A 26541-nucleotide genomic window follows, 5' to 3' on the forward strand; every position below is an offset into this window, starting at 1 on the left:
ACCCGCCTCCATGTTGTAACATAGAGACGGGGTTATCCGCGGTACCACTCTAATTGTTCTTTTTACGGTTTCAAAAGCAGGATGCGCTTTTAAATATAAATAAATAAGAACCTTCTTCGTATCATTGATAACGGAACTACCCGGCTTATCCTACTCATTGTTCAGACAGCACCTCCGAAGTGCGTTTCATTATATTTTGTATCATCAGGCTTCCACCAGATCCTGACTCGCTATCATACTGAAAATATAATTACTCTCTTCATCTACGGTCCTATATTAAAAGAATATTATACAGCTTTTTTACAAAATGACAAGTGCTTTCTTAGTAAAGACTAAAAAACTGGGATGTCTTTATAATATTCAACAGGGAATAATGTGATAATGAAAAGACTTTATCTGGACGAAGAAGAGATGTGATAAAGTGTAAAAGCCCGGCGTGATTTTACGGAGATTAAAAAAACGTCAACCCTACGCATTTCAAATGGATTATGCTAAAATGTATATCAGTTAGCTTTGATAAAGAGAGGAGCTTCATAATGGTATCGACCGTCTGTACAAAAGATTTATTGGACAGGTTTAATTTACAATTGGTAGCAGGAGAAGAAGGGGTCCATCGTGAGATTATAACAAGTGACATTTCACGTCCGGGATTAGAAATGACGGGTTTTTTTGACTATTATCCCAGAGAACGTCTACAATTAATTGGAAAAACAGAATTAGCTTATTTTCTAGGCTTAAATGCTGAGGAAAGAAAGCAGCGTGCTGAAAATCTATGTACGGATGTAACACCGGGAGTCATTATTTCCCGTGGAATGGATGTACCTGAAGAATTTTTTGAAGCCTCTAAGCATTCTGGAGTGCCTATCATACAATCGCCGCGTACAACAACGCGGGTATTGAGCCGTTTAACCAATTACTTAGAATCTAAATTTGCACCGTTTACTGCAGTACATGGTGTTTTAATTGATATTTATGGTGTCGGTGTTTTAATTATCGGGCAAAGCGGTGTTGGTAAAAGTGAGACAGCACTGGAATTAGTTAAACGCGGACATCGTCTGGTAGCGGATGATAATGTGGAAATCCGCCAAGAGGATTATGAGAGTCTGATTGGTAATGCGCCGGCTCTTATTGAACATTTGCTCGAAATTCGTGGTCTGGGTATTATTAATATCATGACATTATTTGGAGCCAGCTCGATTCGCAGCAAAAAGCGGATTTCTATGGTGATACAGCTGGAAAATTGGGATGAGAAGAAACAGTATGACCGTTTGGGGCTGGACGAGGATACCATGAAGATTATGGATGTTCATTTGCCAAAAGCAACGATACCTGTCAGACCTGGAAGAAACCTTGCTGTTATTATAGAAGTAGCGGCAATGAATTTCCGTTTAAAACGGATGGGCGTCAATACGGCAGAAGAATTTTCAGACCGTTTAACAAAAATGATAGAACAAGGTGATTTGGAATCACAATAGGAGGTTAGGATATAGATGATTGGGACAGCAGCTCCTATTGATCGTGTATTTTTAGAACTCGGACCATTAACGATTTACTGGTATGGAATTATCATTGCGGTCGGTGCCGTATTAGCTGTTTATTTAGCAACCAGGGAAGCGGAAAGAGTTGGTCTAGGCAAAGAAACCATTATGGACTTCATTATTTTTGCTGTACCGATTGCAATTATTTCAGCAAGAATTTATTATGTTCTTTTTGAATTTGATCAATATATCAATGGTCCCCTTTGGAAAATAATTGCTATCTGGGAAGGCGGAATTGCTATCCATGGAGCCATTATTGGCGGCGTGCTTACAGCGATTGTTTTCGCAAAAGTAAAGAAAATTTCATTTTGGCGGCTTGCGGATATCGTTGCACCAAGTTTAATATTGGGACAGGCGATTGGACGCTGGGGAAATTTCGTCAATCAGGAAGCACATGGCGGTCCGATTTCAGAGGCTGCATATGAAAGCTTCCATCAGTACCTACCTGACTTTATTATGAATCAGATGGTCATCGATGGTGTTATGTATCACCCCACCTTTTTATATGAGTCTGCTTGGAATTTCTTGATATTTTTCGGTCTATTATTCTTACGCAGAATGAATCCAAGACGCGGAATGGTATTCTTAACGTATGCTGTGACGTATTCAATTGGACGATTCTTTATCGAAGGGCTTCGAACAGACAGTTTATATATTATTGGTGAGCTTAGGACGGCACAGGTTGTTTCCATTTTAACAATTGTAGCAGGAGTTCTCATCATGCTATACCTAATGAAAACTACAAAGGCCCGCTACCTTGATGTGCCTGCCAAAAAGAAGCAGTCAAAGCAAACAAATAAAAATAAGAATAAAAGTAAAAAGAAGAAAAAGAAATAAGGTTCCATTCCAATTTATCAGGTGTTTTTCCTTATAAATTGCCATTGAACTAATCAGGAGATGAAGTGCCCGTTTTCCCCCAACCAAGTAGAAAGTATTTTTGTAAAATAAAGGTGGGGGAATTACCAGCACTCATGCTGTGAAAGTAATCGTGAGACGTTGAAAAGAGGTAAAAAAATGAAAGGTATGCTTTACAGGGGATTCATCCAGGGCGCAAAGACAACATATTCGCTTGGAAAAGTCATTTTTCCAATTACATTAATCATTACAATATTGCAATTCACGCCTGTTTTCCCCTGGTTTATGAATATTATCTCCCCACTGATGGGGTTATTTGGTTTACCCGGGGAAGCTGCTGTTCCCCTTGTTTTAGGAAATGGATTGAATTTATACGCAGGGATTGCAGCTATTATTTCCTTTGATTTTACGGTAAAAGAAGTATTTATTATGGCAGTGATGCTATCCTTCTCCCATAATCTCTTTATTGAATCTGCTGTAGCAACAAGAGTAGGAGTGAAATGGTGGGTTATTGTTGGAATTCGGGTAGGACTTGCTGTTTTGTCCGGGCTTTTAATTAATCTATTATGGAATGGCGGTGCAGAGCTTGCCCAATACGGATTTATCTCTAACGAGGAAGTTGTCTTAAATAACTGGTGGGAGATTGCGCTTCATGGCGCACAGGCTGCTGTAATTGCTATTGTTCAATTAGCTTGTATCGTGATCCCGTTAATGATTATTATGCAAATTATGCGGGAGCTGGGATGGATGACAGCAATGTCCGAAAAATTAGCTCCTTTTATGAAAATACTCGGAATGGATAAACGTGCTTCTATGACAATGGTTGCCGGACTTACTATTGGACTTGCTTATGGTGCCGGCTTAATGATGCAGGCTGTAAAAGAAGATAACGTGCCGAAGAAGGATATGTATTTAGCGTTAATTTTTCTTGTATCCTGCCACGCGGTCGTTGAGGATACGCTTGTCTTTATTCCACTTGGTATTCCGGTCTGGCCATTATTAATTATCCGGTTATCGGTGGCGATTATCTTAACAATGACTATTGCTTATTTTTGGAAGAAAGAAGAAAGGAAAATGCAGCATGAGCATTCGTACCATTCTGTTTGATTTAGACGGTACATTATTAAATACAAATGAACTAATACGTGCTTCTTTTGAACATACTTTTGACAAATTTCAAATGCAGTTTACACCAGAAGAGATAAAGCATTTAAACGGGCCGCCGTTAAATGAAACATTTTATCAGTTAAATCCGGAGCAGTCGGAACAAATGATTACTGTTTACCGGGAGCATAATATGAGAGAGCATGACCGTTATGTCGAAGCTTTCCCTTATGTATATGAAACCATAAAGCAGTTGTATGAACAGGGAATTGTATTAGGTATTGTCAGTACAAAAATAAAGAAAACCGTAATGATGGGATTAGATTTAACGAAGCTGACAGATTTCTTTTCTGTCATCATTACGTACGATGATGTGGTTCATAAAAAGCCTGATCCAGAACCGGTGGAAAAAGCGATACGTCTGCTCGGGGCAAATCCGGAAACGACGTTAATGGTAGGAGATAATTTCCATGATATTGTTTCCGGGCAGCGGGCTGGTACACAAACGGCTGCGGTAAGCTGGTCTGAGAAAACGGAAGACTTTTTAAAAAGCTATCATCCAACCTATTATTTAGATACAATGAGGGATTTATTAACAGTGGCAGGTGAATAGGCATGCGGAGAACGGAAAGGTATAAAGTCCATCATAAAGCGAATTCTCTATGGCAGATGTAAAGTACGGTATCTTTTTTTAAAATCGTAAAGAACTTTATTGTGATTCAGATTGCCCGTTATACACCTTTTTTAAGAATGAAAAATTGGATGTATCGGCATCTGTTGCGCATGAAAGTAGGCGACCGTACGTCATTTGCTTTAATGGCGATGCCTGATTCCATGTTCCCGGAAAAAATTAAGGTTGGAGATAATAGCATTATCGGTTATAATACAACGATTTTAGCACATGAATATTTAATTACAGAATATCGTTTGGGAGAGGTGCATATCGGTGATGAAGTAATGATCGGTGCCAACTCGACGATATTACCAGGTGTGCATATTGGTAATGGAGCTATTGTTTCTGCCGCGACACTTGTCCATAAAGATGTTCCTGCCGGAGCTTTTGCCGGCGGAAATCCCATGCGGATCATTTACACGAAGGAAGAGATGGATTCGCGTAGATTGCTGGATGACGATTAAGAGGAGGAAGCTCTCATGCAATTAAGTGCTGGTGTGTTGCCTGCTGTACGACGCATGAAGGATTTTGAAAAAGTGTTAGAAAGCAACCATGAATATATTATTATTTTAGAATCAAGGTTGGTTCAGTTGAAGAGCATGATTGCGTACAGTCATCGTGCCAATAAAAAGGTCTTTATCCACTTTGATTTAATTCAAGGACTAAAAGCAGATGAGTATGGAGTCGAATTTTTACATCGGGAAATGAAGCCTGATGGGATTTTAACAACCCGAGGCAATGTGATTACAGCTGCAAAAAAACATAAACTGCTGGCGGTTCAGCGGATCTTTGTACTGGACAGTGTAGCACTGGAGCAAAGCGTGAAGCTTGTCCACCGTTTTCAGCCGGATTACGTCGAAATACTCCCCGGCCTTGTGCCTGAAGTAATAAAAGAGATAACCGAAGAAATTGAAGTTCCTGTTATCGCCGGCGGGTTAATTAAAGAGGAAGATCATGTAGCTCAAGCACTAAACGCCGGGGCTATAGCTGTATCAACCTCCAGCCGTAAGCTTTGGGATCTTTCATAATCCTAACAAAACAGTACCGTCTTAGGTGCTGTTTTTCTATTTTCAGGTACTACATATTTCGATACGCTCTATAGCTCATTATAAAAATTTCACAGTGATTGCTGATCGAATGAAGGGAAAAGAAGGTTAAAGTATCGAGAACCTTTGTGATAAACATTATTTGCTAATTCAATGAATTGACAACGCTTGCATTTTGTTCTATTCTATAATTAAACTAATCGTGATGGAGACAAGGAGCTCACGCAAACGTGTACCAGGATAAGAATGGTGCTATTTGTTGTGGGCTTTTTAAACTTTACCCTTTTCCTCTTTCATGTAATTTCCAGGTTTTATCTTTTTCTAAACTGTTTCTGACATGATATGATTATTTAGTTGTAGGAGGAAGGATAGGTCTTGTGGAATATCCTTAAACTACCTTATATGTTTAAAAAAGTACTATGGAGGAATAGGGTATGAAAGAACAATATATATTGTCAATTGACCAGGGAACCACAAGCTCCCGGGCTATATTATTTAATAAAGGCGGGGAGATTGTTGCTACAGCTCAAAAAGAATTTGAACAGCATTTCCCTAAACCAGGCTGGGTAGAGCATGATGCCAACGAAATCTGGACCTCTGTACTCGCCTGTATTGCAGAACTATTAAATAATACGAATATCGCAGTGAATCAGATTGCTGGGATTGGAATTACAAATCAGCGTGAGACAGCGGTTGTTTGGGAGAAAGACACAGGAAAACCCATTTATAAAGCAGTAGTTTGGCAATCCCGTCAAACTGAAGATATTTGCCGTGACTTAAAACAACAGGGCTATGAAGAAACGGTTCGGCGTAAAACAGGTCTTTTAATTGATCCATATTTTTCGGGAACAAAGGTAAAATGGATTTTAGATAATGTCGAAGGAGCCAGAGAGAAGGCGGAAGCAGGCGAGCTATTATTTGGAACGATTGATACATGGTTAATTTATAAATTTTCAGGTGGCAAGACCCATGTAACCGATTATTCGAATGCTTCCCGTACATTAATGTTCAATATTTATAATTTAGAGTGGGATGAGGAGCTTTTAGACATTCTTGAAGTTCCGAAATCAATGCTTCCAGAAGTACGTCCATCATCTGAAATTTACACAAACACAGTATCCTATCATTTCTTTGGTGAAGAAGTTCCGATTGCCGGTATCGCCGGGGATCAGCAGGCTGCATTATTCGGACAAGCATGCTTCGAAAAAGGAATGGCAAAGAATACCTATGGGACAGGCTGTTTCTTATTAATGAACACTGGAGAAGAGCCAGTAGAGTCTAAACAAGGATTGTTAACAACCATTGCCTGGGGCCTGGATGGGAAAGTAAATTATGCTTTAGAAGGAAGTATTTTTGTTGCGGGTTCAGCTATTCAATGGTTACGTGATGGCTTACGGATGATCGAATCCAGTCCAGAGAGTGAAGTCTTTGCAACCAGTGTGGATACGACAGAAGGTGTCTATATGGTTCCTGCTTTTGTCGGGTTAGGTACTCCGTATTGGGATAGTGATGCCCGTGGGGCGATCTTCGGTTTGACCAGAGGAACGAAGAAAGAACACTTTATTCGTGCTACGTTAGAATCGCTTGCTTATCAGACAAAGGATGTGATGCAGGCTATGTCTGCTGATTCAGGTATTGATTTAAAAACGCTCCGTGTGGACGGTGGCGCAGTAAAAAATGATTTATTAATGCAATTCCAAGGTGACATTTTAGAAGTGCCTGTGGAACGTCCGGTGGTACAAGAAACAACAGCGTTAGGATCAGCTTATTTAGCAGGACTTGCTGTTGGATATTGGAAGGATCAGGAAGAAATAGCAACCCAATGGTTAAATGAAAAAACATTTGACCCTGAAATGGATACAGAAGAGAGTGACCGTCTGTACAGCGGTTGGCAAAAAGCTGTCAAAGCAACACGCGCGTTTAAAACAGAGTAGCTTCCCGCACAAGTAATATCGGGCTAGCGGGTTTGGAAAACTGTATATTGCTAAATAAACCAAAGTTAATTTAGGGATCAATTTGCATTTTTAACATAGATACAGAGATTGATTCAATTCATTACAAATCTGGAGGGGTAGAAATGAAGAAAGTAATCAATAATCCAAGCAATGTTATTCAAGACATGGTAAAAGGGATGACTCTGGCAAATGGTGAGCAATGGCAGCAAGTAGAAGGTACGAATGTTATTTGCCGTAAAGAACTGTCACCAGGAAAAGTTGGCCTGGTTAGTGGCGGCGGAAGCGGGCATGAACCAGCCCATGCCGGTTATGTCGGTAAAGGAATGTTAGATGCAGCAGTTGTGGGAGAAGTGTTTACCTCTCCGACACCAGACCAGATTTTTGAAGCAATTAAAGCAGTTGATCAAGGGAATGGTGTTCTGTTAGTTGTCAAAAATTATACGGGAGATGTATTAAATTTTGAGATGGCTGGAGAATTAGCTGAAGCAGAAGGTATTCGTGTGGAGCAAGTAATTGTTAATGATGATATTGCCGTGAAGGACAGTGATTTTACCATTGGCCGCCGTGGAATTGCGGGTACGGTATTTGTTCATAAAGTAGCTGGCGCAAAAGCAGAACAAGGTGCTTCCTTAGATGAAGTGAAGGCAGCAGCAGAAAAAACAATTAATGAAGTACGTTCCATGGGGATGGCCCTGACACCATGTACAGTTCCTGATGCAGGAAAGCCCAGCTTTCATTTGGATGAGGATGAAATGGAAATAGGAATTGGTATCCATGGAGAAGCTGGAACGGAGCGGAAAAAGGTTGCTTCGGCAAAAGAAATTGCGGAGGAACTAACGAATAATATTATAGAGGATGCTGGTTTGTCCGCTGGGGATGAAGTAGCTGTTATGATTAATGGAATGGGCTCTACCCCGGAAATGGAATTATTTATTGTTAATGGTCATGTACATGATCTGCTGAAGGAAAAACAAATTTCTATTCATCAGACGTATGTTGGTGAATATATGACATCACTTGAAATGGCTGGATTCTCTGTCACACTGTTAAAAGTAGATACAGAAATTAAACAGTTATTAGCAGATGCCAGTGAAGCTGTTGCATTTAGAGCATAATGTCAGAAAGGGGATTTTATCATGTTAACAACACAATCAGTCCAGGATTGGATGCAAAAAGTAAATGAATATATGCAAGAAAATAAAGCCTATTTGACAGAGCTCGATCAGGCAATTGGAGACAGCGATCATGGGATTAATATGTCCAGAGGTTTTCAGGAAGTGAGCAAAAAGCTCGAACAATCCACTTATGATGATGCAGCGGCTGTTTTAAAGGATGTTGCGATGACGCTGATGTCTAAAGTTGGCGGAGCATCCGGTCCGTTATACGGCACTGCTTTTCTTAAAATGTCGATGGCTGTAAAAGGGAAAGATACAGTTGATAAAGAAGCCTTTGCTGCAGGATTGGAAGCGGCAGCTCAAGGCATTCAGCAACGGGGGAAATCGACTGCCGGAGAAAAAACAATGGTTGACGTCTGGGCACCTCTGGTTTCCTGGTGGAAAGAACAGGATGAAATCGATCCGGAAGGCTTAGAAGCTGCAGCAAAAGAGGCGATGGAAGCAACAAAACCGATGGAAGCAACAAAAGGAAGAGCCTCTTATTTAAAAGAAAAATCGATTGGTCATATTGATCCAGGTTCTGCTTCCAGTTACTATATATTTAAATCGTTGGCAGAAGTTTTAGTATAGTTTACCATTCCTTTTCATGCGGATTTCCAATTTCTTTTTCTCTTAACAGTTAAAAAGAAAAGTCCGGATAATAAAGCAAAAGGCTATACAACATGTATCATATATGTTAGTATAAAACTAAGTTAATAAATCGGACGGAGAATTGATGGAGAGACCGCAGGAAAGCTGGTATTGTTATACCAGTGTTCTTGTGGTCTTTTTCAATTTATCTAAGGTCGTTAAAGAATAAATGCGTTTTTCTTATACTTTTAGATGAATAACCGTCTTTAAATAGGGAATAAGAAACTATAGATAATTATAGGAGTGGAGATTATGAGTGAATTTTCAGGTAAGCAACGTAAAAAAGTATTAGAATCACTTGAAAGTGATCAACTTGATTTATTAGTTATTGGTGGAGGTATTACTGGTGCTGGTATTTCATTAGATGCTGCTACAAGAGGTTTACGTACTGGCCTTATTGAAATGCAAGATTTTGCAGCAGGTACCTCAAGCCGTTCCACGAAATTAGTACATGGCGGTCTCCGTTATTTGCAGCAATTTGAAGTTAAAATGGTTGCAGAAGTAGGAAAAGAACGTGCTGTAGTATATGAAAATGGCCCGCACGTTACAACTCCGGAATGGATGCTTTTACCATTTCATAAAGGAAGTACTTTAGGACCGTTTACATCAAGTATTGGTTTGCGCGTATACGACTTCTTAGCAGGTGTAAAAAAATCAGAACGCCGTAAAATGTTAAAGCCTGCTGAAGTATTAGAGCATGAGCCTCTCGTTAAAAAAGAGGAACTTCGCGGCGGCGGATTTTATGTAGAATATAAAACAGATGATGCACGTTTAACCATTGAAGTACTTAAAAAAGCAGTTGAAAATGGCGTGAAAGCAGTCAACTATACAAAAGCAGTTGAATTTATTTATGAAGATGGTAAAGTGGTCGGCGTCGTAGCGGAAAACCAAATCAGCAAAGAAAAACATAAAATCTATGCGAAGAAAATTATTAATGCCGGCGGCCCTTGGGTGGACGATGTTCGTGAATTAGATGGTTCGAAAAAAGGGAAAACACTTCATTTAACAAAAGGTGTTCACCTTGTATTTGATGAATCTGTATTTCCGCTCAAACAAGCAGTATATTTTGATACTCCAGATGGTCGTATGGTATTTGCTATTCCACGTGACGGCAAAACCTATGTGGGTACAACAGATACTAGCTACAAAGGTGATATTGCACATCCAACAATGACAGAGGAAGATCGTAATTATATCTTAGATGCAATTAATTATATGTTCCCTTCTGTTGGGATTGATGCAAGTAAAGTAGAATCCAGCTGGGCTGGTTTACGACCTTTAATTGCTCAAGAGGGTGCCACTAGCCCAAGTGAAATCTCTCGTAAGGATGAAATTTTCCAATCTGATTCTGGTTTACTTTCTATGGCAGGCGGTAAATTAACAGGTTACCGCAAAATGGGTGAACATGTGGTGAATATGGTTGCCAAGCAGTTAAAAGAAGAAGAGGGCATCTTATATACAGAGAGTCAAACGAAGCATTTACCTATTTCCGGCGGTGAAGTTGGCGGTTCAAAAGGGTTCAAACAATTTAAAGCGGAGAAAGTGAAAGAAGGTATAGGTCTCGGTTTAACAGAAGACGAGGCAGCAGAACTTACACAGCGCTACGGTGCAAATGTAGAAAAAATCTTCACGCTTTATAAAGAAAATAAAGAAGCTGCTAAAAAAGAAAATATTGAACCAGCAGTATTTGCGCAAGTACTATACGCGATGAATGAAGAAATGGCTTATAAGGCAGTTGACTTCTTTATCCGCCGTTCAGGTGCGTTATTCTTTAACCGTCCATGGGTAGAGACGCATATGGATACGGTTCTTCCGTTTATGGAAAAAGAACTTGGCTGGACAAAAGAAGAAGCAGTAGCTTATAGAAAAGAACTGGAACAATTATTATACGAAACAACACACCCAGATAAATAAAACTGGAAAAACTAAAAATAAGATGCATGTGCCCTTCTTGCCGTGCGTCTTATTTTTTGGTTTTCGCAGAATTTATATTTTAGGACGCAAGCGAAGATAGTTCACATGTTTTAATAAATGCTAATGACAGGTTAAAATATAAAACTTTCCATCAGGATAAGCTCAAACGTTGGTTGCGATTTAAAAGCTTGACGACATCCAAATTTTTAATAAGCATAATGGCAACAAATATAGGAATCTGATATATTCTGTGGTATACTTTTCTCGACTTTGTCTTTAAGAACGGGGGAGATTCATGTTAAAAAGAAATAAAACAAAACCGAATAACGTCACCCCATTCATTCCTGAAGGCGACTTTTATTATACAAAGGGTGTAGAAGCATTTAAAAAAAGAAAGTTTGATATTGCGATTAAATGGATTCAAAAAGCAATTGATGACAAACCTTCCTTTCCTTTATATAAATGTCAGCTATCGATTATTTATACAGAAATTGGTTCTTACCATAAAGCCAATCAGCTGTTGACCGAAGTTTTGCAGACCGGGGAATATATTGATTGTTATTATTTAGCTGCAAATAATTATGCGCATCTTGGATTGCTTCAAGATGCTAAAAAATATGCGCAAATGTATTTAGATAAAAAACCAGAAGGCGATTTTAGCAAGGATGCTGCTCAGCTTCTAGATTTTATAGAAATAGAAGATGAAGAAGAGGGAACTTTTGCGCTGGAGGATGAAGATGAACTGATCATCTTACAGGAAACGGCTTTTTATCATATGGAAAATGATGAATGGGAAAAAGCAATTCCTTTTATTGAAGAGATAATGGAAAACTTTCCAGAACAAAAGCTGGCTGTTCATGATTACGCACAGGCGCTATTTTATACAGGAAAGAAAGAAGAAGCCATGCATATTGAAGAGGATATGTTAGAAGATTACCCAAATAATCTGCACAGCCATTTAAATTTAGCACTGTTTTATTATGAAGCAGGTGAGCCGGATTATCAGAAGCATATTCAAATCATCAACAATATTTATCCGATGCATGAGGAGCAAAAGCTGCGAATAGCAGAAGTGTTTGCAAAAACAGCCAATTATGCTTTAGCATATGAACGGTATCAAAATGTTTCCGGTGAGCAAGCTAAAAGAAGAGCGTCTTATTATAAATGGTACAGCATAACTGCTTATCAATCAGGGAATCCGAGCAAGGCGCTTCGTTTATGGGAAGAAGGCTTGAAGCGCCATCCGAAGTTATCAAAAGAAGAAGGACCGTGGGCGTTAAAGAAATGAGCAAAAAGATAGACGTTATTTCTTAATTTCATTACACTATACGGTGGAATAAGAATATTATAAGGATAAAGGGGCGGTACGGAATGTCCGAAGAAAAAATATATGATGTGATTATTGCCGGAGCTGGACCAGCAGGTATGACAGCTGCTGTTTATGCTTCCCGTGCAAATTTAGATACACTTATGCTGGAACGTGGAATTCCAGGAGGTCAAATGGCAAATACAGAGGACGTGGAAAATTACCCTGGATTTGATCATATTTTAGGACCGGATTTGTCGAATAAAATGTTTGATCACGCTAAAAAATTTGGTGCAGAATATGCATATGGCGATATTAAATCCATTGAAGATCATGGCAGTTACAAAACCATCCATGCAGGAAAGAAAGAATATCATACCAAAACATTAATTATTGCCACTGGCGCACAATACAAAAAACTTGGTATCCCAGGTGAAGAAGAACTTGGCGGCCGCGGTGTATCTTATTGTGCCGTTTGTGATGGTGCTTTCTTTAAAAATAAAGAACTTGTGGTTGTTGGCGGTGGAGACTCTGCTGTGGAAGAAGGCGTTTATTTAACCAGGTTTGCAAGCAAAGTAACGATTGTTCATCGCCGTGATGAATTGCGGGCACAACGTATACTTCAAGATCGTGCTTTTAACAACGATAAAATTGAATTTATTTGGGATACGATACCTGAAAAAGTTAATGGTACGGATGGAAAAGTCAGCAGTATTACATTAAAGAATGTAAAAACGGATGAAGTATATGATTTCCCAATCAGCGGAATGTTTGTTTATATCGGCATGCTTCCTTTAAATGATCCATTTACAGATTTAGGGATTACCGATGAAGAAGGATATATTCCTACATCTGAAAATATGGAAACAAAAATACCTGGAATTTTTGCAGCTGGAGATATCCGTGCCAAAGACCTTAGACAAATTGTTACAGCTACTGGTGATGGAAGTATTGCGGCTGAAACAGCTATTAAATATGTAGAAACATTAGAAGCTTAATTAGCTTAATTGTCGAATTTTAGGAAATAGCTAATTCAAAAGTTATTGGGAATTGTCGAATTTACAGGGTATATCCATCTTTGGTTAGTTTTTGTATAAAAAAATTAATCTACGGTAATTGCATCTTAACCTTGCTGTAACACGCATGAAACACAAAAAGGGTATTATAGAATTAACTAATTGACCCCCTTTTAATAGATAGATTAGTTTTGGGACAGGTGACTCACCTGTCCATTTTTTTTATGAAAATAAAAGTGAACACCATTATCAACATTGGTCATGTATCTTTTTGATGGGAGGACTAAGTGTTTCGATAGGAAGAGGAATCACAATCCTAACGAGGCATCTACTCAAAAGCTTGGCGAATGTTAAGATTTCTAATATAATGAAATAAGATATAAGTAAGCACGATAAAAGGATAGGCAGCTAAAGCTTCAGGAGTTTCAAAGCTAAAGTTTGCTAGTTCGATCAACACTATTTGGGAATGTGATTACTCGTCCCACTGAGAACAATTGTGCGTTGGAAGAGGTTTGAAAGGGGAGAGTCCAGTGAATCAGGAAAAAGAAACAAAGCTCGTTATTATTACGGGGATGTCAGGAGCTGGGAAAACAGTTGCGGTACAAAGCTTTGAAGATTTAGGTTATTATTGTGTAGATAATTTACCTCCTGCGCTTCTTCCCAAGTTTTTAGAATTAATGAAGGATGCTTCGAATACGATTCAAAAAGTAGCGCTTGTCATGGATTTACGAGGAAGAGAGTTTTTTGATTCCTTATACAAGGCACTAGATGCCATTAGTCATACACCATGGATTCAAAGCCATATCCTATTTTTAGATGCTGCAGATGAAACCTTAGTGACAAGATATAAAGAGACTAGGCGCTCTCATCCATTAGCTGTTGGTGGTCTTCCTTTAAATGGAATCCATCAAGAAAGAATTATTATCGATGAACTACGTGGCCGTTCGCAAAGAATTATTGATACCTCCAATCTTAAGCCAAGGGATTTACGGGAAAAAATTCTTCAATTGTATAAGGAAGACAAACAAGAAGTATTTTCTGCTCATTTTGTTTCCTTTGGTTTTAAATATGGAATTCCGATTGATGCTGATCTAGTATTTGACGTCCGTTTTTTACCAAACCCGCATTATGTATCTGCACTTCAACCTTTAACCGGTTTAACGCAGGAAGTTTCTTCTTATGTATTTAAATGGTCAGATACACAGCTGTTTACTGAGAAATTAAATGATTTATTCCGTTTTATGCTGCCTCAATATAAAAAAGAAGGGAAATCACAGTTAGTTATTGCGATTGGCTGTACGGGAGGACAACACCGTTCTGTCGCGTTAGCTGAGTATTTTTCAAAACAATTCAGCAACGACTATATCACTCATGTCAGCCATAGGGACATTGAGAAGAGAAAGGCGAAGTCATCATGAGCCATGTTCCTAAAATAACAGCGATTGGTGGAGGAACAGGAATGCCGGTTTTACTTCGTGGATTAAAAGATTTACCAATAGAGTTAACAGCCGTGGTGACTGTTGCAGATGATGGAGGAAGTACAGGGAGAATTCGTACAGAGATGGAGATGCCCGCACCAGGAGATATTCGAAACGTTATTGCAGCTCTTTCTGATGCAGAGCCAATGCTCTTAGAGCTTTTCCAGCATCGGTTTCAGCAGGGAAATGGGTTGATTGGCCATTCATTAGGGAATTTATTGTTAGCTGCAATGACATCGATGACCGGTAATTTTAATCAAGGCATCAAAGAAATTTCTCGGGTCCTGAATGTAAAAGGAAATATCTATCCGATTTCAAACGATAATATGTCTTTACATGCAATCATGGAAGATGGCGAGATTATTCACGGTGAATCCAAAATACCTTTATCCGGCAAGCGGATTAAACGTATTTTTTTAGAACCACAGCCCTTACAGCCCTTACCAAATGCTGTTGAATCAATTCACCAGGCAGATTTGATTGTTATTTCTCCAGGAAGTCTTTACACTTCTATTATGCCAAATTTAATTGTCCCAGAAGTAAAGGAAGCATTATTAAATACGGAAGCAAAGATTGTTTATGTTTGTAATATCATGACGCAATATGGAGAAACAACCAATTATTCTGCGGCAGATCATGTTCAAGCGATTCATGACCATGTTGGAGATGATTGCATTGACTATGTTATTGTTCATAACCAGCCAATAGATGCGCAAACGCAGGAAATTTATAAAGAAGAAAAAGCATTTCCTGTCGAAGTGGATATGGATCGCTTAAAAGCGATGAAAGTACAGGTGATTCCCGGGAATATTGTCGTGAAGCATAAAGATGGAACACTTCGTCATAATAATGGTAAAATAGCAGAGATGCTTTATCAGTTCTTATAGTATATATTCAGCGAGATAATATAACTATCTCGCTGAGTCATATTTTCGTTAAATAAACATATAAAAGAGTGTTCGAACAGGGGAAGGAGCGTGATACGATGTCCTTCGCATCAGATATTAAGAAAGAGCTAACCGCTATTCAATCGGATGCTTGCTGTCAGTTTGCTGAGCTAGCTGCATTAGTTCGAATGAATGGCGTTATTTCTATATCCAAGCAAGGTTACGGACTGGATGTCCAAACGGAAAATGCAGCCATTGCAAGACGTATCTACACATTAATTAAGCAAAATTATACATTGCCAGTTGAGCTGCTTGTCCGTAAAAAAATGAAACTAAAAAAGAATAATGTTTATATCGTTCGTATGAAAAATAACGTTCAATTTTTATTAGAGGATTTAGAATTAATTAAAAATCAATATCAAATTGTCCGGACCATTTCTAAGAAATACGTAGATAAAGAATGTTGTCGAAAGGCCTACTTACGTGGAGCATTTCTGGCTGGCGGGTCGATGAATAATCCAGAGACGTCCTCTTATCATTTGGAAATTTTTAATTATTACGAGGAACACGCTGAAAAGCTGAAGACATTAGTTAATGAATATGATTTACATGCCAGAACGTTAGAGCGAAAAAACGGATATATTGTATATATAAAAGAGGCGGAGAAAATTACTACTTTTTTAAATGTTATAGGAGCACATCAAGCGCTGTTAAAATTTGAAGATGTACGTATTGTTCGCGATATGCGGAATTCTGTAAATAGGCTAGTAAATTGTGAAACAGCGAACTTAAATAAAACGATCGGTGCAGCATTTCGTCAAATTGAAAATATTAAATTGATTGAACGCACGGTAGGGTTGGATCAGCTCCCAGAGAAACTGCAAGAAATAGCCAAGCTGCGTATCCAATATGAAGAAGTTTCACTAAAGGAATTAGGGGAACTGGTTACTAGCGGAACAATATCCAAATCAGGTGTGAATCACCGGCTGAAAAAAATTGATGAATTTGCAGAAAAAATTAAACGTGGTGAGTTACAGCTTGGTAATTAATGCTAGTATCCGCAGAATATGATATAATGCAATAAACATATTAGAATATCGCCAGGAGGCAGAGGTAGCAATTTCTCTGCTCCAAATAAATGGAGGCGTTTACTTAAAGACAGGAGAGTGAATTTATTGGTTGAGAAAACGGTGAAAATTGAATTAGATTCGGGACTGCAAGCGAGGCCAGCTGCCTATTTTGTACAAGAGGCCAATCGATTTGATTCACATATATTTTTAGAAAAGGATGATAAAAAAGTTAATGCGAAAAGCATCATGGGATTAATGAGCTTAGCTTTGACAAAAGGAGAAGAAATTAAGCTGATTATCGAGGGTGAAGATGAAGAAGAGGCAATGGCATATTTAACAACCCTTGTACGTGAAAAAGTCTAATTGAATCTATATAACAAACGTTAATCAGCAAATCATCAAATAATAAAACCTCATTCAATAAAAATCCCTCTTAAAAGCGAGTAATCATTACTCCAATTTAAGAGGGGTTTTTCATTGCATTTAAATTTTAAATAGCGCGCCCAGAGGGATTCGAACCCCCGGCAAACCTGGTACCGGAAACCAGTGCTCTATCCGGCTGAGCTATGGGCGCATATCGTTATATTAAAAAACACAATCTTAATTATACATATGAATGTCCTTTGAGACAAGTCTTTTCTCTGTAATTTAATTGAAAAGTTCTTTCGCCACTTCTTTCAATTAATTCAAGTCTTCACGTTTAACAAAGATAAAATCGGGTATGATGGTTAAAGTATAAAACGAAACTTCACTCAGTGGGAGATTGTGTTCTTCTCCCGCAAGGTGTTAGTAGAGTGATTCAGGGAGTTAGCTCACCTGATCTCCCGCCTAAATAAATTTATTTTTACGCTTTATTTGGAGGCGGTAGTTTTACGGACGGTTCTCCGTGATAAATTTGGTGAAACTTTTCGTTTGACCTTTATTGACCAATAAGCTATCATATGAAGTATAGAAAAAATCATCAGCCATTAAAGTTGGCAACTTAAGGAGGATTTTTAAATGAATTTAGTACCAACAGTTATTGAACAAACAAATCGCGGTGAACGTGCATATGATATTTACTCTCGTTTATTAAAAGACCGGATTATTCTGCTTGGCAGCGGCATTGATGATAATGTGGCCAATTCCATTGTAGCACAGCTTTTATTCTTAGAAGCAGAGGATCCAGGAAAAGACATCTCATTATATATCAATTCTCCTGGTGGTTCTATCACAGCTGGTATGGCCATTTTTGATACAATGAACTTTATCAAATCAGACGTATCAACAATTTGCATTGGTATGGCAGCTTCTATGGGAGCATTCTTGCTTAATGCAGGTGAAAAAGGTAAACGTTTTGCGTTGCCAAATAGTGAAATTATGATTCATCAGCCTTTAGGTGGCACGCAAGGTCAGGCAACAGATATTGAGATTCATGCCAATCGAATTATTGAAATTAAAAAACGTATGAACCGCATCATGTCTGAAAATACTGGCCAGCCTTTAGAAGTTATTGAGCGCGATACAGAGCGTGATAAATTCATGAGTGCAGAACAGTCTAAAGAATATGGCATCATAGATGATATCTTTGAGCGCAAAGCGTAAACAATAATAAACCATTAGATAGTTAAAAACAGGCTAAGATGTTGAACCTTAGCCTGTTTTTTTACGATAAGAAAGTCTTCTTTAAAGACAATTTGTTTAAGTTAAATACCATAATCAGTAGAGGAAAGAAAATGTTTATTAATGTATTTGATATGTAACAAATGGAACGATAGGATATATTTTACATTTTATATTTATAAAAATTCTAATCCCTTAAGTATCTGATAAACCTTGGCATATTAGTAATCTAAACATTTTCGGACTGTCTGTTTTATGGTAAAATAATGATAGAATAAGATTTTGAAATAGAATTTTATTTGGTTATTCAATGTTCCAAATAGTGATGATAGATATCGAAGTAAATGGTGCTAAAATAAATACTCTAAATTTTGTCCAAACTATACTTTTATATTTATCCCAAATTCCAGCTGGTCTTAAACACCTTTGAAGGGATGGTAAGTTGAAATTTCATAAAATTCCCTCCAGGCAAGGATCTTGTAGAGAATCAGCAAGGCTTAAGTATTTTTTATCTACAGATGATCAAAGCCTATCCCCAAAGCTTAACTATCACATTATAGTTTTTTTCCATGGAATATGAACTTTTATACACTTAATCATATAAAACGAAACTTCACTCAGTGGGAGTTTTTGTTCTTCTCCCACTGAGTGTTAGTTGAGTGATTCAGGGAGGTAGCGTCCGTTATCTCCCGCCTAAATAAATTTATTTTACGCTTTATTTTGAGGCGGGAGTTTTACGGACGGTTCTCCGTGATAAACCGCACCACTCTATGCTGTTTTAAGGTATAAGCGAATGAAAGACTATCTTTAAAGGTAACATAATTATATTAGTTGAAATATTTCAAGGAGGATACAAATGGAAAATATTGTAAATATCGTTGAATCACAAATTATTGCTTCTGTGAAGTCGCCTGAACATCTAGAAATGGCTGCTTCTTCAAATTCAAATGTTGTATTTTTATTAACTGGTGATTTATTGACAACACCGGATTACTTGAATGTGCTAAAAAGCGCTGGAAAGCAAACTTTTTTACATATAGATTTTATTGAAGGGCTTTCCAATTCAAGGAATGCATTAAAGTATATTGCGGAAGTTTGGAAGCCTAAAGGAATTATTACCACAAGAAATACGCTGATTAAATATGCAAAAGAAGAAGGTTTAATGACAATTCAAAGAATCTTTTTAATTGATAAAAATGCAATGAAAAAAGGTGTTGAAATGGCTGATCAATTTCAGCCTGATGCTATTGAAATTTTACCTGGACTGATGCCGACGGTTATTGATGAATTAACCACGATGACAAAGCTCCCTATTATTGCAGGAGGACTAATTAGTAGAGAAAAAGAAATTCATGATGGGTTGCAGGCGGGAGCTCTGGCAATTTCCTCAAGCGATCCTAAACTATGGAATATTGATGTTTAATAAAATAGCTTTGTAAAAAAAGTTCACAAAATTGTAATTTTTTCTTTACAATTGTGAAAGCGTTTGCTATACTTAGATCAATAATTAAATAACTCTATATAGAATTAGGAGAAGATAGAGTTGGATAATTACCTTTCTTTAGAGAGAGGTGTGTCCAATTTCGTATCTTCTCCTTTTTTTATAGGTTATTTTAAATAAAAAGGAGGAGAAAGTTAATGAGAGGTAAAAAGAGACAGCTATTTATAGGGGTATTATTTGTAGTTATTCTTAGTTTGCTCGCTGCGTGTGTAGATGAAGGCTCTGATGCGGATGGGGGATCTGAAGGTGGTGGAGGATCGATCACACTTTATTCCCCTGAAACGCCTGATTTAACGAATGAATTAGCAGCGAAGTTTCAAGAAGTACATGGAATAAATGTAAATGTAGATTATGCTGGGACAAATGTACTTGTAAATCAAATGATTGCTGAACAAGGGAATCCACAAGCAGATGTGTGGTATGGAGGTGGAGGAATTCTACCTTTTGAAGCAGCTGTAGATCGGGATATTATTACAGAATACATTCCGGAGGCAGCAGAGGATTGGGAAGTAACTGAAAATGGAATTAAGATGAAGCACGAAGATGGCTACTATGTAGGTACTGAAATTTTCGTGTTAGGTTTTGCGTATAACACAGAGCTTGTTTCTGAAGAAGAGGCTCCAAAAACATGGGAGGATTTATTAGATCCTAAATGGGAAGGCAAAATTCAATTTCCAAACCCGGCCGCTTCTGGTACATCAACACTAATGGTATTAAGTTATATGATGCAGCATGGTGAGGAAGAAGGATGGGAGTATTTCCAACAGTTAACGGATTACGCAAACTCTATTCCAGACTCAGGATCTAGTCCAACAAAAGGAGTTGCTATGGGAGAGGCTGAAATAGCGATTGGATTCGATTTCATGGCATATGAACTGAAAGAAAATGGAGAAGCTGTTGATTTTATTATTCCGGAAGAAACACCAGTATTAGTAAATCCTGTAACTTTGGTTAAAGATGGTCCGAACCCAGAAGGCGGTAAAGAATTTATGGACTTTATGTTAAGTGAAGAGGCACAAGAAATATTGGCTTCATGGAATCATATACCAATTAATTCAGATGTTGAATCACAAACACCTATCTCGCTGGAGACTGTCCAGGAACATGCCATTGATTTAGACATTGACTGGGTAAATGAGAACTATGATCGAATCAGAGACGAATGGAATACGAATATAGAGTAAAGGAATGGTTTTATGGGTTCTGTTGTTGTAAATCAGCTTACAAAGAATTTTTCTGGTACCGATGTGCTTAAGAATATTGAATTAGATATCCAAGAGGGCGAGTTTTTTGCCCTTTTGGGTCCCTCCGGATGCGGAAAAACGACGACAATGCGGTGCATCGCCGGATTTGAAACACCAACCAGTGGAGAAATAAAAATTGGGGACAAAGTAGTTAATGATATTTCGCCTCACCGTAGAAATTGTGGGATGGTATTCCAGAGCTATGCGTTATTTCCGCATATGAATGTTTTTGATAATATTGCCTACAGCTTGAATATAAAACATTTAAGAGACAGTAATATGGTTAAAAAACTTGGCGTGTATATACGAATGCTTAATAGTAAAATCATCAAATACCCAAAAGATATCGAAGAAAAAGTTAATAGTATTTTAGAATATGTAGAATTGAAGGACCATGCGAAGAAGTTGACTGGTGAGCTTTCCGGTGGGCAACAACAGCGGGTTGCTTTAGCCAGAGCTCTTGTTATGGAGCCGCAAGTTCTTTTAATGGACGAGCCATTATCAAACCTGGATCAGAAGTTAAGACATTCTATGAGAAATACGATTAGAAGAATTCAGCAGGAGTTGAAAATAACGACGATTTTTGTTACGCATGACCAGGAAGAAGCGATGAGTATGGCGGACCGCGTTGCTGTGATGAATAACGGAGAAATACTGCAAATTGGAACGCCGACAGATTTATATAGTAATCCTAAAACGCCGTTTATCGCAGATTTTGTTGGTACTTCTAATATTCTTCCTGGAAAAGTAACCAAACAAGAAAATAATCTGACCTATGTTCAGGTTGGTAATTATGATATTCAGTCAACAATGGATACAGAGAAGGAAGATGTCCAGATTGTGATCAGACCAGAAAACTTAATCGTAAAAGGTAAAGATGAAAGCACAATCGATAATTATTTTGAAGGTAAAGTTGAAGTAGCAACTTATTTAGGATCAACGGTTAGATATGATATACGGGTTGGAGAGCATAATTTATTGGTAGATACTATATTTGAATCGGGAGATAAGATTTTTGAAAAGGATTCTGAAATCAAAGTTGTTGTAGATCCTGAAAGGGTTTTGCTGTTATGAAAAAAATAAAAGAGAATCTTAACGGTCTTGGAATTTTAAAAATACTCGTTTATGTCTTTTTCTTATTATTCTTAGTTATCCCTTTACTATCTATCTTTTTAGTTAGTTTTACAGATGAACCTATTAATATATTTGGATCATTAATCAGTTTAGAGACACTGCAAACAACGATTAATCAATTTCAAAATGCTACATTAGATAATTTTACAGCTATTTTTCAAAATTCCACTTATTTTGCTTCCTTGAAGAATAGTTTGTATTTAGCAATAACGGTATCATTAATTGTAATGATTATTTGTATCCCGATTGCTTATGGAATTGCAAGAACAAAAATGCCCTTTAAAAAAACCATTAGTGCTTTATGTACGATTCCATTAGTTATACCAACATTTATTTCAGGCTATTCCTTTATCATTATGTTTGGTCGTTCTGGATGGGCTACGCAGATTTATCAATATTTTGGTGGGGAGGGCTTCTTCATTGACCCTTACTCTATGACAGGTATCGCAATTGTACAAATATTTTTCTTTTTCCCTTATGCACTATGGCCAATGGTAGCTGCGTTTAAAGTCAGCGACATATCCTTAGAAGAAGCATCCAGGAATATGGGAGCAAAAAGCTGGCTTACTTTTTCAACCGTTACGATGCCGCTAGTCATACCAGGAATGTTGTCCACAGCCTTAGTTATTTTTGCGGTTAGTTTTTCAGATTTTGGAACACCGATTATTTTAGCACCAACAGATCTAAACTTAATCGTCGTTGAAGCATATAGAGAAATTTCCGGTTTCTTTAACTGGGGTGGTGCAGCAATTCTAACAGTTGTCATGATAGCGATTGCAGGACTGGCATATTGGCTGCAAAATTATTTCACTAAAAACATGAATTATGGTTCGGTATCAGGAAAACCAAAACAAATTAAATTAAATGATAATAAAATGTTAACAATTCCTTTGTTTGTATTTTCATCTCTTATTATTATCGTGCCATTATTGTCATTGCTAACAGTATTATTACAATCTATTGCTACTACGTGGGGAAGAGGACTGCTTCCAAACGGATACACGTTAGAACACTATCAAACAATCTTTACTTCCTCTTTAGGGAATATTCAAAATAGTATTGTTCTGGCCTTAGGCGCTTTAGTAATCAGTGTTGTTGTATCAGCGGCAGTAGCTTACTTTGTGGTAAGACACAGGTCAACTGCACTTGATTTTGTGACAACAGTTCCATTGATCGTTCCAGGAATTGCTGTCGGTATTGCGCTGATTCAAACATTTAATACTGCCCCGTTACAACTTACCGGGACAGCATTTATATTAATCGTTGCTTATGCAATGCGTAGATTACCTTATATGGTTCGATCTACAATGAGTACAATGAAATCTATTAAAGCTGATATTGAAGAAGCGGCAATTAATCTGGGAGCATCTACATTCACTGCTTTATTAACCGTCGTAGGACCATTAATGTTACCTGGTATTGCAGCCGGGGCAATCCTTGTTTTTGTAACGGTTATTAAAGAAACAAGTATATCGATTCTGATGGCTCCGGCAAGCTGGGCCCCAATGAGTTTGGCAATTTTTCAAAATGTGATGCGGGCGGAATACTATTCTGCTGCAGCCATGTCAATTGTTCTTGTTGTCATTGTTATTGTATTCCAGCTGATTGCTGAAAAACTGACCAATAGAAGTGAAAAGAAAATGAAGTAGAATAACAGATTCAAAGTTTTGATCCGAAGAATCAAAACTTTGAATCTAAAGAATAAAGTATAAAATGTTGAGGATAGCCGCTCCAACGGGTTTCATGGGGGGAGTAATCTTAGGCCCCAGAAATACACTACGCTTTCTGTCGGCCCCGAGCTCATTTCCTTTAAAGAAGGCTTGCTGATTGGCAAGCCGACAGGCGCAGACGGAAGCATAGTCGCGCTTATGCCTATGATAGAAAAAAGAAGAACACTTTTTCCTGCGGGATCTTCCCATTGAGACTGGGGCTGGGACTGGGGCTGCGATTACTCGCCCCACCGAAGAGCTTTTGCGGTTACTCGTCCCATCAAAAAGCGTCGCTAGAATCAGTTTCGTTTCTTTGAAAGAAAGCAAATGAAACATATTTCTTCAAAGATGGGAGCGGAGGGAAGTCGACTCCTGCGGGAAAAGCAACAGGTGAAGACCCCGCAGAAAGTGCTCTTCTTTCGAGGAGGCTGAGGCGTTGCCCGCGGAAAGCGACTTCTCGGAGCGGACATCTCCTTGGCAAGAACACCAGTATTTTAAAACTAAGTGGTTTACTTGGTTTTTCTTAGTATAATAATTCATTTGAGAAGAATTGTTATACGTAAAAGGAATAAAAAAGATTAAATTTGACGGAATATTCCGATTTTATTATCACGATATTAAACACCAAGGAGGGCATCAGGGTGAAGCGGGGTTATATTTTTGATTTGGATGGAACCATTTATTTAGAGGAAAAAATTATTGAAGGAGCGGACGAAACAATTAAAGCTCTTCGGGAAAGAGGAGATGAAGTAGTTTTTTTAACTAATAAATCCATTGAAACGACAGAGACTTATGTTAATAAATTGAATCGATTAGGAGTAGAGGTAACAAATAAAGATGTCATTAATTCCAATATACTCACAGCCAGATATTTAAAATCGAAACTAGCCCAGGCAGAGAAAGTAATGGTTATAGGGGAAACTCCTTTAATTAATGAGATAAAAAAACAGAATATTGAAGTGTCAGATAATCCTGAAGAAGTAACTTATGTGGTATTAGGATGGGATAGAAAGTTTACTTATGATAAATTAAACGATGCTTTTCAGGCATGGAGAAATGGAGCCATTGTGGTAGCTACTAATCCAGACCGTACTTGCCCGATGCGTGGAGGGCAAATACCGGACTGTGGAGCGATGATAGGAGCGATGGAGGGAGCGACAGGTGAAAAAGTAGATATTATCCTGGGTAAACCTTCTCTCTTAGCAGCTAAATTTATTGTAGAAGATATTCTAAAATTACCATCAGAAAGATGCTTTATGGTAGGGGATAGGCTGGAAACAGATGTGAAAATGGGAAACGATTATGGTATGAACTCTATTTTAGTACTGACAGGAATAACGGATAAAAGTATGGTAGAAACAACATCATTCAAACCTCATTACACATTAAATAGTGTCAAAGATATTTTAAATATGAAAACAGATGCTGTTGTTTAAAATAAACAAAGTAAAAAAGCATATCTATCCAAGCAAATTTTTTATGCTTGGATAGATATGCTTTAACTATAGCAAATAAGAAAGTTTATAAAAATTAAAATGCCATAAGGTCCTTCTTCCATTTAATTAATGTTTACTTGCTAAAATCTAAAGCAAATTTAATACACTTTCAAACGCCTCTTGCTGTTTTTTTCGATGTAACCTAACCGGCATAAAGCTCCCATGCTAATTTTAAAGAGTCTACAATATAATCAGCTATTTCCTCAATTTCCTGATTATCCGTTATGATGCGGGAATGATGCTGCTCATAAATTGGTTGGCGGTCATCAAAAAGTTCTTTAATTTCCTCCATGTTTTTACCTTGTAAAACCGGCCGGCTATCTATCAGTAAACTTATTCGATCCTTCCAGCTGTTCCAGGACAAATCGAGGAAGAAAATAGTTGTTGTGGCAAGACAAATATCTTGAACTTCTTTTTGAAGAAAAGCACCGCCGCCTAATGAAATAACTTTTAATCGTTTATGGCATATTTCAGAAATAATTTCTTTTTCATACTGACGAAAGGTTGCTTCTCCATGTTTTGCAAAAATCTCTTTCGGAGGCATTTGAAACCGCCGTTCTATTTCTTCATCAATATCAATAAAGTCACGATACAGTTTTCGGGCGACGGCTTGACCAATGGTTGTTTTGCCGACACCCATAAAACCGATTAATACAATACTTTGTTCCTTTAGTGGGATATTACTCATTTTACATTTCCTCCTCGACATCCTGTTCGCTGCTATGCTTGTTGGTGGATTGCTTTTCTTGCCAGTTGATCTGCTTTGCTGTTTTCTTTTTCAGGTATCCATTTAATAAATAGAAAAGGAAAATCTGCTGCCAACGCCTGGATGATTTCAAGTAAAGGAAGAAATTGTTTGTTTTTTGTCCGTCCTTTATCAATTACTTCTGCTGCTACTTTAGAATCTGTCCGAAATGAAAGGATTTCTCCTTTAAAGTTTATTTTACAAATTTTCAATGCTTCGATGATGGCGTGAAATTCAGCTTCATGATTAGACATATAAGGTAAGGAAACAGCATATTCCAGCTTATTTCCTCCTGCTTTTATATAAACGCCGGCACCGCTTTTCTCTATGTTAACATTTGTGGCTCCATCGGTATAGACCTGAATCAAAGCATATCACCTCGCTTGCATTTCTACCTTAATAGTATAAAGAATTTTAAATCAAAAAGGAATGTGTATCAGCGAGTATGTTTAAAAGCTGTCGC

General features: G+C 37.8%; 23 protein-coding genes, 1 tRNA gene, 1 pseudogene and 1 other annotated feature. Of the genes and pseudogenes, 22 read left to right on the forward strand and 3 right to left on the reverse strand.

Going from position 1 to position 26541, the window contains the following annotated elements:
• Positions 1-19: 19 nt before the first annotated feature.
• Positions 20-275, reverse strand: a binding site (T-box leader).
• 261 nt (positions 276-536) lie between these two features.
• The 16 genes and pseudogenes from hprK to BN986_RS06750 all read left to right on the forward strand — a co-directional run bounded on the left by hprK (position 537) and on the right by BN986_RS06750 (position 17010).
• The gene (hprK, locus tag BN986_RS06675) at positions 537-1475 is read left to right on the forward strand and encodes an HPr(Ser) kinase/phosphatase (protein ID WP_040978874.1); all 939 of its coding nucleotides are present in this window, start codon (positions 537-539) and stop codon (positions 1473-1475) included.
• 15 nt (positions 1476-1490) lie between these two features.
• Entirely contained in the window at positions 1491-2375 is an 885-nt protein-coding gene (gene lgt, locus BN986_RS06680) for a prolipoprotein diacylglyceryl transferase (protein WP_040978875.1), read from the forward strand.
• 177 nt (positions 2376-2552) lie between these two features.
• On the forward strand, positions 2553-3500 hold the full coding sequence (locus BN986_RS06685) for a nucleoside recognition domain-containing protein (protein ID WP_040978876.1): 948 nt from the start codon (positions 2553-2555) through the stop codon (positions 3498-3500).
• Positions 3475-4110, forward strand: a complete 636-nt coding sequence (gene ppaX, locus BN986_RS06690; protein WP_040978877.1) for a pyrophosphatase PpaX — start codon at positions 3475-3477, stop codon at positions 4108-4110. The genes BN986_RS06685 and ppaX overlap by 26 nt, the downstream gene beginning before the upstream one ends.
• 2 nt (positions 4111-4112) lie before the next feature.
• Positions 4113-4634 (forward strand): annotated as a pseudogene (locus BN986_RS06695) (acyltransferase).
• A 15-nt stretch (positions 4635-4649) separates the two neighbouring features.
• The gene (locus BN986_RS06700; RefSeq protein WP_040978878.1) at positions 4650-5198 is read left to right on the forward strand and encodes a glycerol-3-phosphate responsive antiterminator; all 549 of its coding nucleotides are present in this window, start codon (positions 4650-4652) and stop codon (positions 5196-5198) included.
• A gap of 452 nt (positions 5199-5650) precedes the next feature.
• Positions 5651-7150, forward strand: coding sequence for a glycerol kinase GlpK (glpK, locus tag BN986_RS06705; RefSeq protein ID WP_040978879.1), 1500 nt, complete (start codon positions 5651-5653; stop codon positions 7148-7150).
• 143 nt (positions 7151-7293) lie between these two features.
• Complete coding sequence (gene dhaK / locus BN986_RS06710; protein WP_040978880.1) at positions 7294-8286, forward strand: dihydroxyacetone kinase subunit DhaK; 993 nt, start codon at positions 7294-7296, stop codon at positions 8284-8286.
• A gap of 21 nt (positions 8287-8307) precedes the next feature.
• A complete protein-coding gene (gene dhaL, locus BN986_RS06715; protein WP_040978882.1) occupies positions 8308-8916 on the forward strand; it encodes a dihydroxyacetone kinase subunit DhaL in 609 nt (202 codons plus the stop codon).
• 312 nt (positions 8917-9228) lie between these two features.
• Complete coding sequence (locus BN986_RS06720) at positions 9229-10890, forward strand: glycerol-3-phosphate dehydrogenase/oxidase (protein WP_040978884.1); 1662 nt, start codon at positions 9229-9231, stop codon at positions 10888-10890.
• Between the two features lie 295 nt (positions 10891-11185).
• On the forward strand, positions 11186-12178 hold the full coding sequence (locus BN986_RS06725; RefSeq protein WP_040978885.1) for a tetratricopeptide repeat protein: 993 nt from the start codon (positions 11186-11188) through the stop codon (positions 12176-12178).
• Between the two features lie 83 nt (positions 12179-12261).
• The gene (gene trxB / locus BN986_RS06730; RefSeq protein WP_040978886.1) at positions 12262-13194 is read left to right on the forward strand and encodes a thioredoxin-disulfide reductase; all 933 of its coding nucleotides are present in this window, start codon (positions 12262-12264) and stop codon (positions 13192-13194) included.
• A gap of 548 nt (positions 13195-13742) precedes the next feature.
• Positions 13743-14630 carry an RNase adapter RapZ gene (gene rapZ, locus BN986_RS06735; RefSeq protein WP_040978887.1) on the forward strand — a complete coding sequence of 296 codons (888 nt, stop codon included), beginning with the start codon at positions 13743-13745 and terminating at the stop codon, positions 14628-14630.
• Positions 14627-15577, forward strand: a complete 951-nt coding sequence (locus BN986_RS06740; RefSeq protein WP_040978888.1) for a gluconeogenesis factor YvcK family protein — start codon at positions 14627-14629, stop codon at positions 15575-15577. The genes rapZ and BN986_RS06740 overlap by 4 nt, the downstream gene beginning before the upstream one ends.
• A 98-nt stretch (positions 15578-15675) precedes the next feature.
• Positions 15676-16626 carry a DNA-binding protein WhiA gene (gene whiA / locus BN986_RS06745; protein ID WP_040978889.1) on the forward strand — a complete coding sequence of 317 codons (951 nt, stop codon included), beginning with the start codon at positions 15676-15678 and terminating at the stop codon, positions 16624-16626.
• 126 nt (positions 16627-16752) lie between these two features.
• Positions 16753-17010 (forward strand): HPr family phosphocarrier protein, encoded by a 258-nt coding sequence (locus tag BN986_RS06750; protein WP_040978890.1) that lies wholly within the window; start codon positions 16753-16755, stop codon positions 17008-17010.
• Positions 17011-17145: 135 nt separating this feature from the next.
• Here the strand turns inward: BN986_RS06750 and BN986_RS06755 are convergent.
• Positions 17146-17221 (reverse strand) — tRNA-Arg (locus BN986_RS06755).
• A gap of 425 nt (positions 17222-17646) precedes the next feature.
• On the opposite strand from BN986_RS06755, the gene clpP reads away from it, so the two are divergent.
• The 6 genes from clpP to BN986_RS06790 all read left to right on the forward strand — a co-directional run bounded on the left by clpP (position 17647) and on the right by BN986_RS06790 (position 25273).
• Entirely contained in the window at positions 17647-18231 is a 585-nt protein-coding gene (gene clpP / locus BN986_RS06760; protein WP_040978891.1) for an ATP-dependent Clp endopeptidase proteolytic subunit ClpP, read from the forward strand.
• An 874-nt stretch (positions 18232-19105) separates the two neighbouring features.
• Positions 19106-19672, forward strand: a complete 567-nt coding sequence (locus BN986_RS06765; protein ID WP_052400669.1) for a glycerol-3-phosphate responsive antiterminator — start codon at positions 19106-19108, stop codon at positions 19670-19672.
• A gap of 215 nt (positions 19673-19887) precedes the next feature.
• Positions 19888-20934: an ABC transporter substrate-binding protein gene (locus BN986_RS06770; RefSeq protein ID WP_040978893.1), complete on the forward strand. Its 1047-nt coding sequence runs from the start codon at positions 19888-19890 to the stop codon at positions 20932-20934.
• Between the two features lie 12 nt (positions 20935-20946).
• Complete coding sequence (locus BN986_RS06775) at positions 20947-22068, forward strand: ABC transporter ATP-binding protein (RefSeq protein WP_040978894.1); 1122 nt, start codon at positions 20947-20949, stop codon at positions 22066-22068.
• Positions 22065-23777 carry an ABC transporter permease gene (locus BN986_RS06780; protein ID WP_040978896.1) on the forward strand — a complete coding sequence of 571 codons (1713 nt, stop codon included), beginning with the start codon at positions 22065-22067 and terminating at the stop codon, positions 23775-23777. The genes BN986_RS06775 and BN986_RS06780 overlap by 4 nt, the downstream gene beginning before the upstream one ends.
• A 701-nt stretch (positions 23778-24478) precedes the next feature.
• Positions 24479-25273, forward strand: coding sequence for an HAD-IIA family hydrolase (locus BN986_RS06790; protein WP_040978898.1), 795 nt, complete (start codon positions 24479-24481; stop codon positions 25271-25273).
• A 202-nt stretch (positions 25274-25475) separates the two neighbouring features.
• Here BN986_RS06790 and BN986_RS06795 read toward each other — a convergent pair whose 3' ends face one another.
• Positions 25476-26021: a shikimate kinase gene (locus BN986_RS06795; protein ID WP_040978899.1), complete on the reverse strand. Its 546-nt coding sequence runs from the start codon at positions 26019-26021 to the stop codon at positions 25476-25478.
• A gap of 32 nt (positions 26022-26053) precedes the next feature.
• Positions 26054-26446 carry an RNase H family protein gene (locus BN986_RS06800; protein ID WP_040978901.1) on the reverse strand — a complete coding sequence of 131 codons (393 nt, stop codon included), beginning with the start codon at positions 26444-26446 and terminating at the stop codon, positions 26054-26056.
• Positions 26447-26541: the final 95 nt, after the last annotated feature.

This window comes from Oceanobacillus jeddahensis (genome assembly GCF_000750635.1).
GTDB classification, from domain to species: domain Bacteria; phylum Bacillota; class Bacilli; order Bacillales; family Amphibacillaceae; genus Oceanobacillus; species Oceanobacillus jeddahense.

Excerpts from the sequence above, each read along its gene's own strand:
- trxB (WP_040978886.1), top strand. The coding sequence starts at position 12,262 with ATGTCCGAAGAAAAAATATATGATGTGATTATTGCCGGAGCTGGACCA.
- BN986_RS06795 (WP_040978899.1), bottom strand. The coding sequence starts at position 26,021 with ATGAGTAATATCCCACTAAAGGAACAAAGTATTGTATTAATCGGTTTT.
- BN986_RS06720 (WP_040978884.1), top strand. The coding sequence starts at position 9,229 with ATGAGTGAATTTTCAGGTAAGCAACGTAAAAAAGTATTAGAATCACTT.
- glpK (WP_040978879.1), top strand. The coding sequence starts at position 5,651 with ATGAAAGAACAATATATATTGTCAATTGACCAGGGAACCACAAGCTCC.
- dhaL (WP_040978882.1), top strand. The coding sequence starts at position 8,308 with ATGTTAACAACACAATCAGTCCAGGATTGGATGCAAAAAGTAAATGAA.
- clpP (WP_040978891.1), top strand. The coding sequence starts at position 17,647 with ATGAATTTAGTACCAACAGTTATTGAACAAACAAATCGCGGTGAACGT.
- lgt (WP_040978875.1), top strand. The coding sequence starts at position 1,491 with ATGATTGGGACAGCAGCTCCTATTGATCGTGTATTTTTAGAACTCGGA.
- BN986_RS06740 (WP_040978888.1), top strand. The coding sequence starts at position 14,627 with ATGAGCCATGTTCCTAAAATAACAGCGATTGGTGGAGGAACAGGAATG.
- BN986_RS06725 (WP_040978885.1), top strand. The coding sequence starts at position 11,186 with ATGTTAAAAAGAAATAAAACAAAACCGAATAACGTCACCCCATTCATT.
- BN986_RS06765 (WP_052400669.1), top strand. The coding sequence starts at position 19,106 with ATGGAAAATATTGTAAATATCGTTGAATCACAAATTATTGCTTCTGTG.
- ppaX (WP_040978877.1), top strand. The coding sequence starts at position 3,475 with ATGAGCATTCGTACCATTCTGTTTGATTTAGACGGTACATTATTAAAT.
- BN986_RS06775 (WP_040978894.1), top strand. The coding sequence starts at position 20,947 with ATGGGTTCTGTTGTTGTAAATCAGCTTACAAAGAATTTTTCTGGTACC.
- dhaK (WP_040978880.1), top strand. The coding sequence starts at position 7,294 with ATGAAGAAAGTAATCAATAATCCAAGCAATGTTATTCAAGACATGGTA.
- whiA (WP_040978889.1), top strand. The coding sequence starts at position 15,676 with ATGTCCTTCGCATCAGATATTAAGAAAGAGCTAACCGCTATTCAATCG.
- BN986_RS06685 (WP_040978876.1), top strand. The coding sequence starts at position 2,553 with ATGAAAGGTATGCTTTACAGGGGATTCATCCAGGGCGCAAAGACAACA.
- hprK (WP_040978874.1), top strand. The coding sequence starts at position 537 with ATGGTATCGACCGTCTGTACAAAAGATTTATTGGACAGGTTTAATTTA.
- BN986_RS06780 (WP_040978896.1), top strand. The coding sequence starts at position 22,065 with ATGAAAAAAATAAAAGAGAATCTTAACGGTCTTGGAATTTTAAAAATA.
- BN986_RS06770 (WP_040978893.1), top strand. The coding sequence starts at position 19,888 with ATGAGAGGTAAAAAGAGACAGCTATTTATAGGGGTATTATTTGTAGTT.
- BN986_RS06700 (WP_040978878.1), top strand. The coding sequence starts at position 4,650 with ATGCAATTAAGTGCTGGTGTGTTGCCTGCTGTACGACGCATGAAGGAT.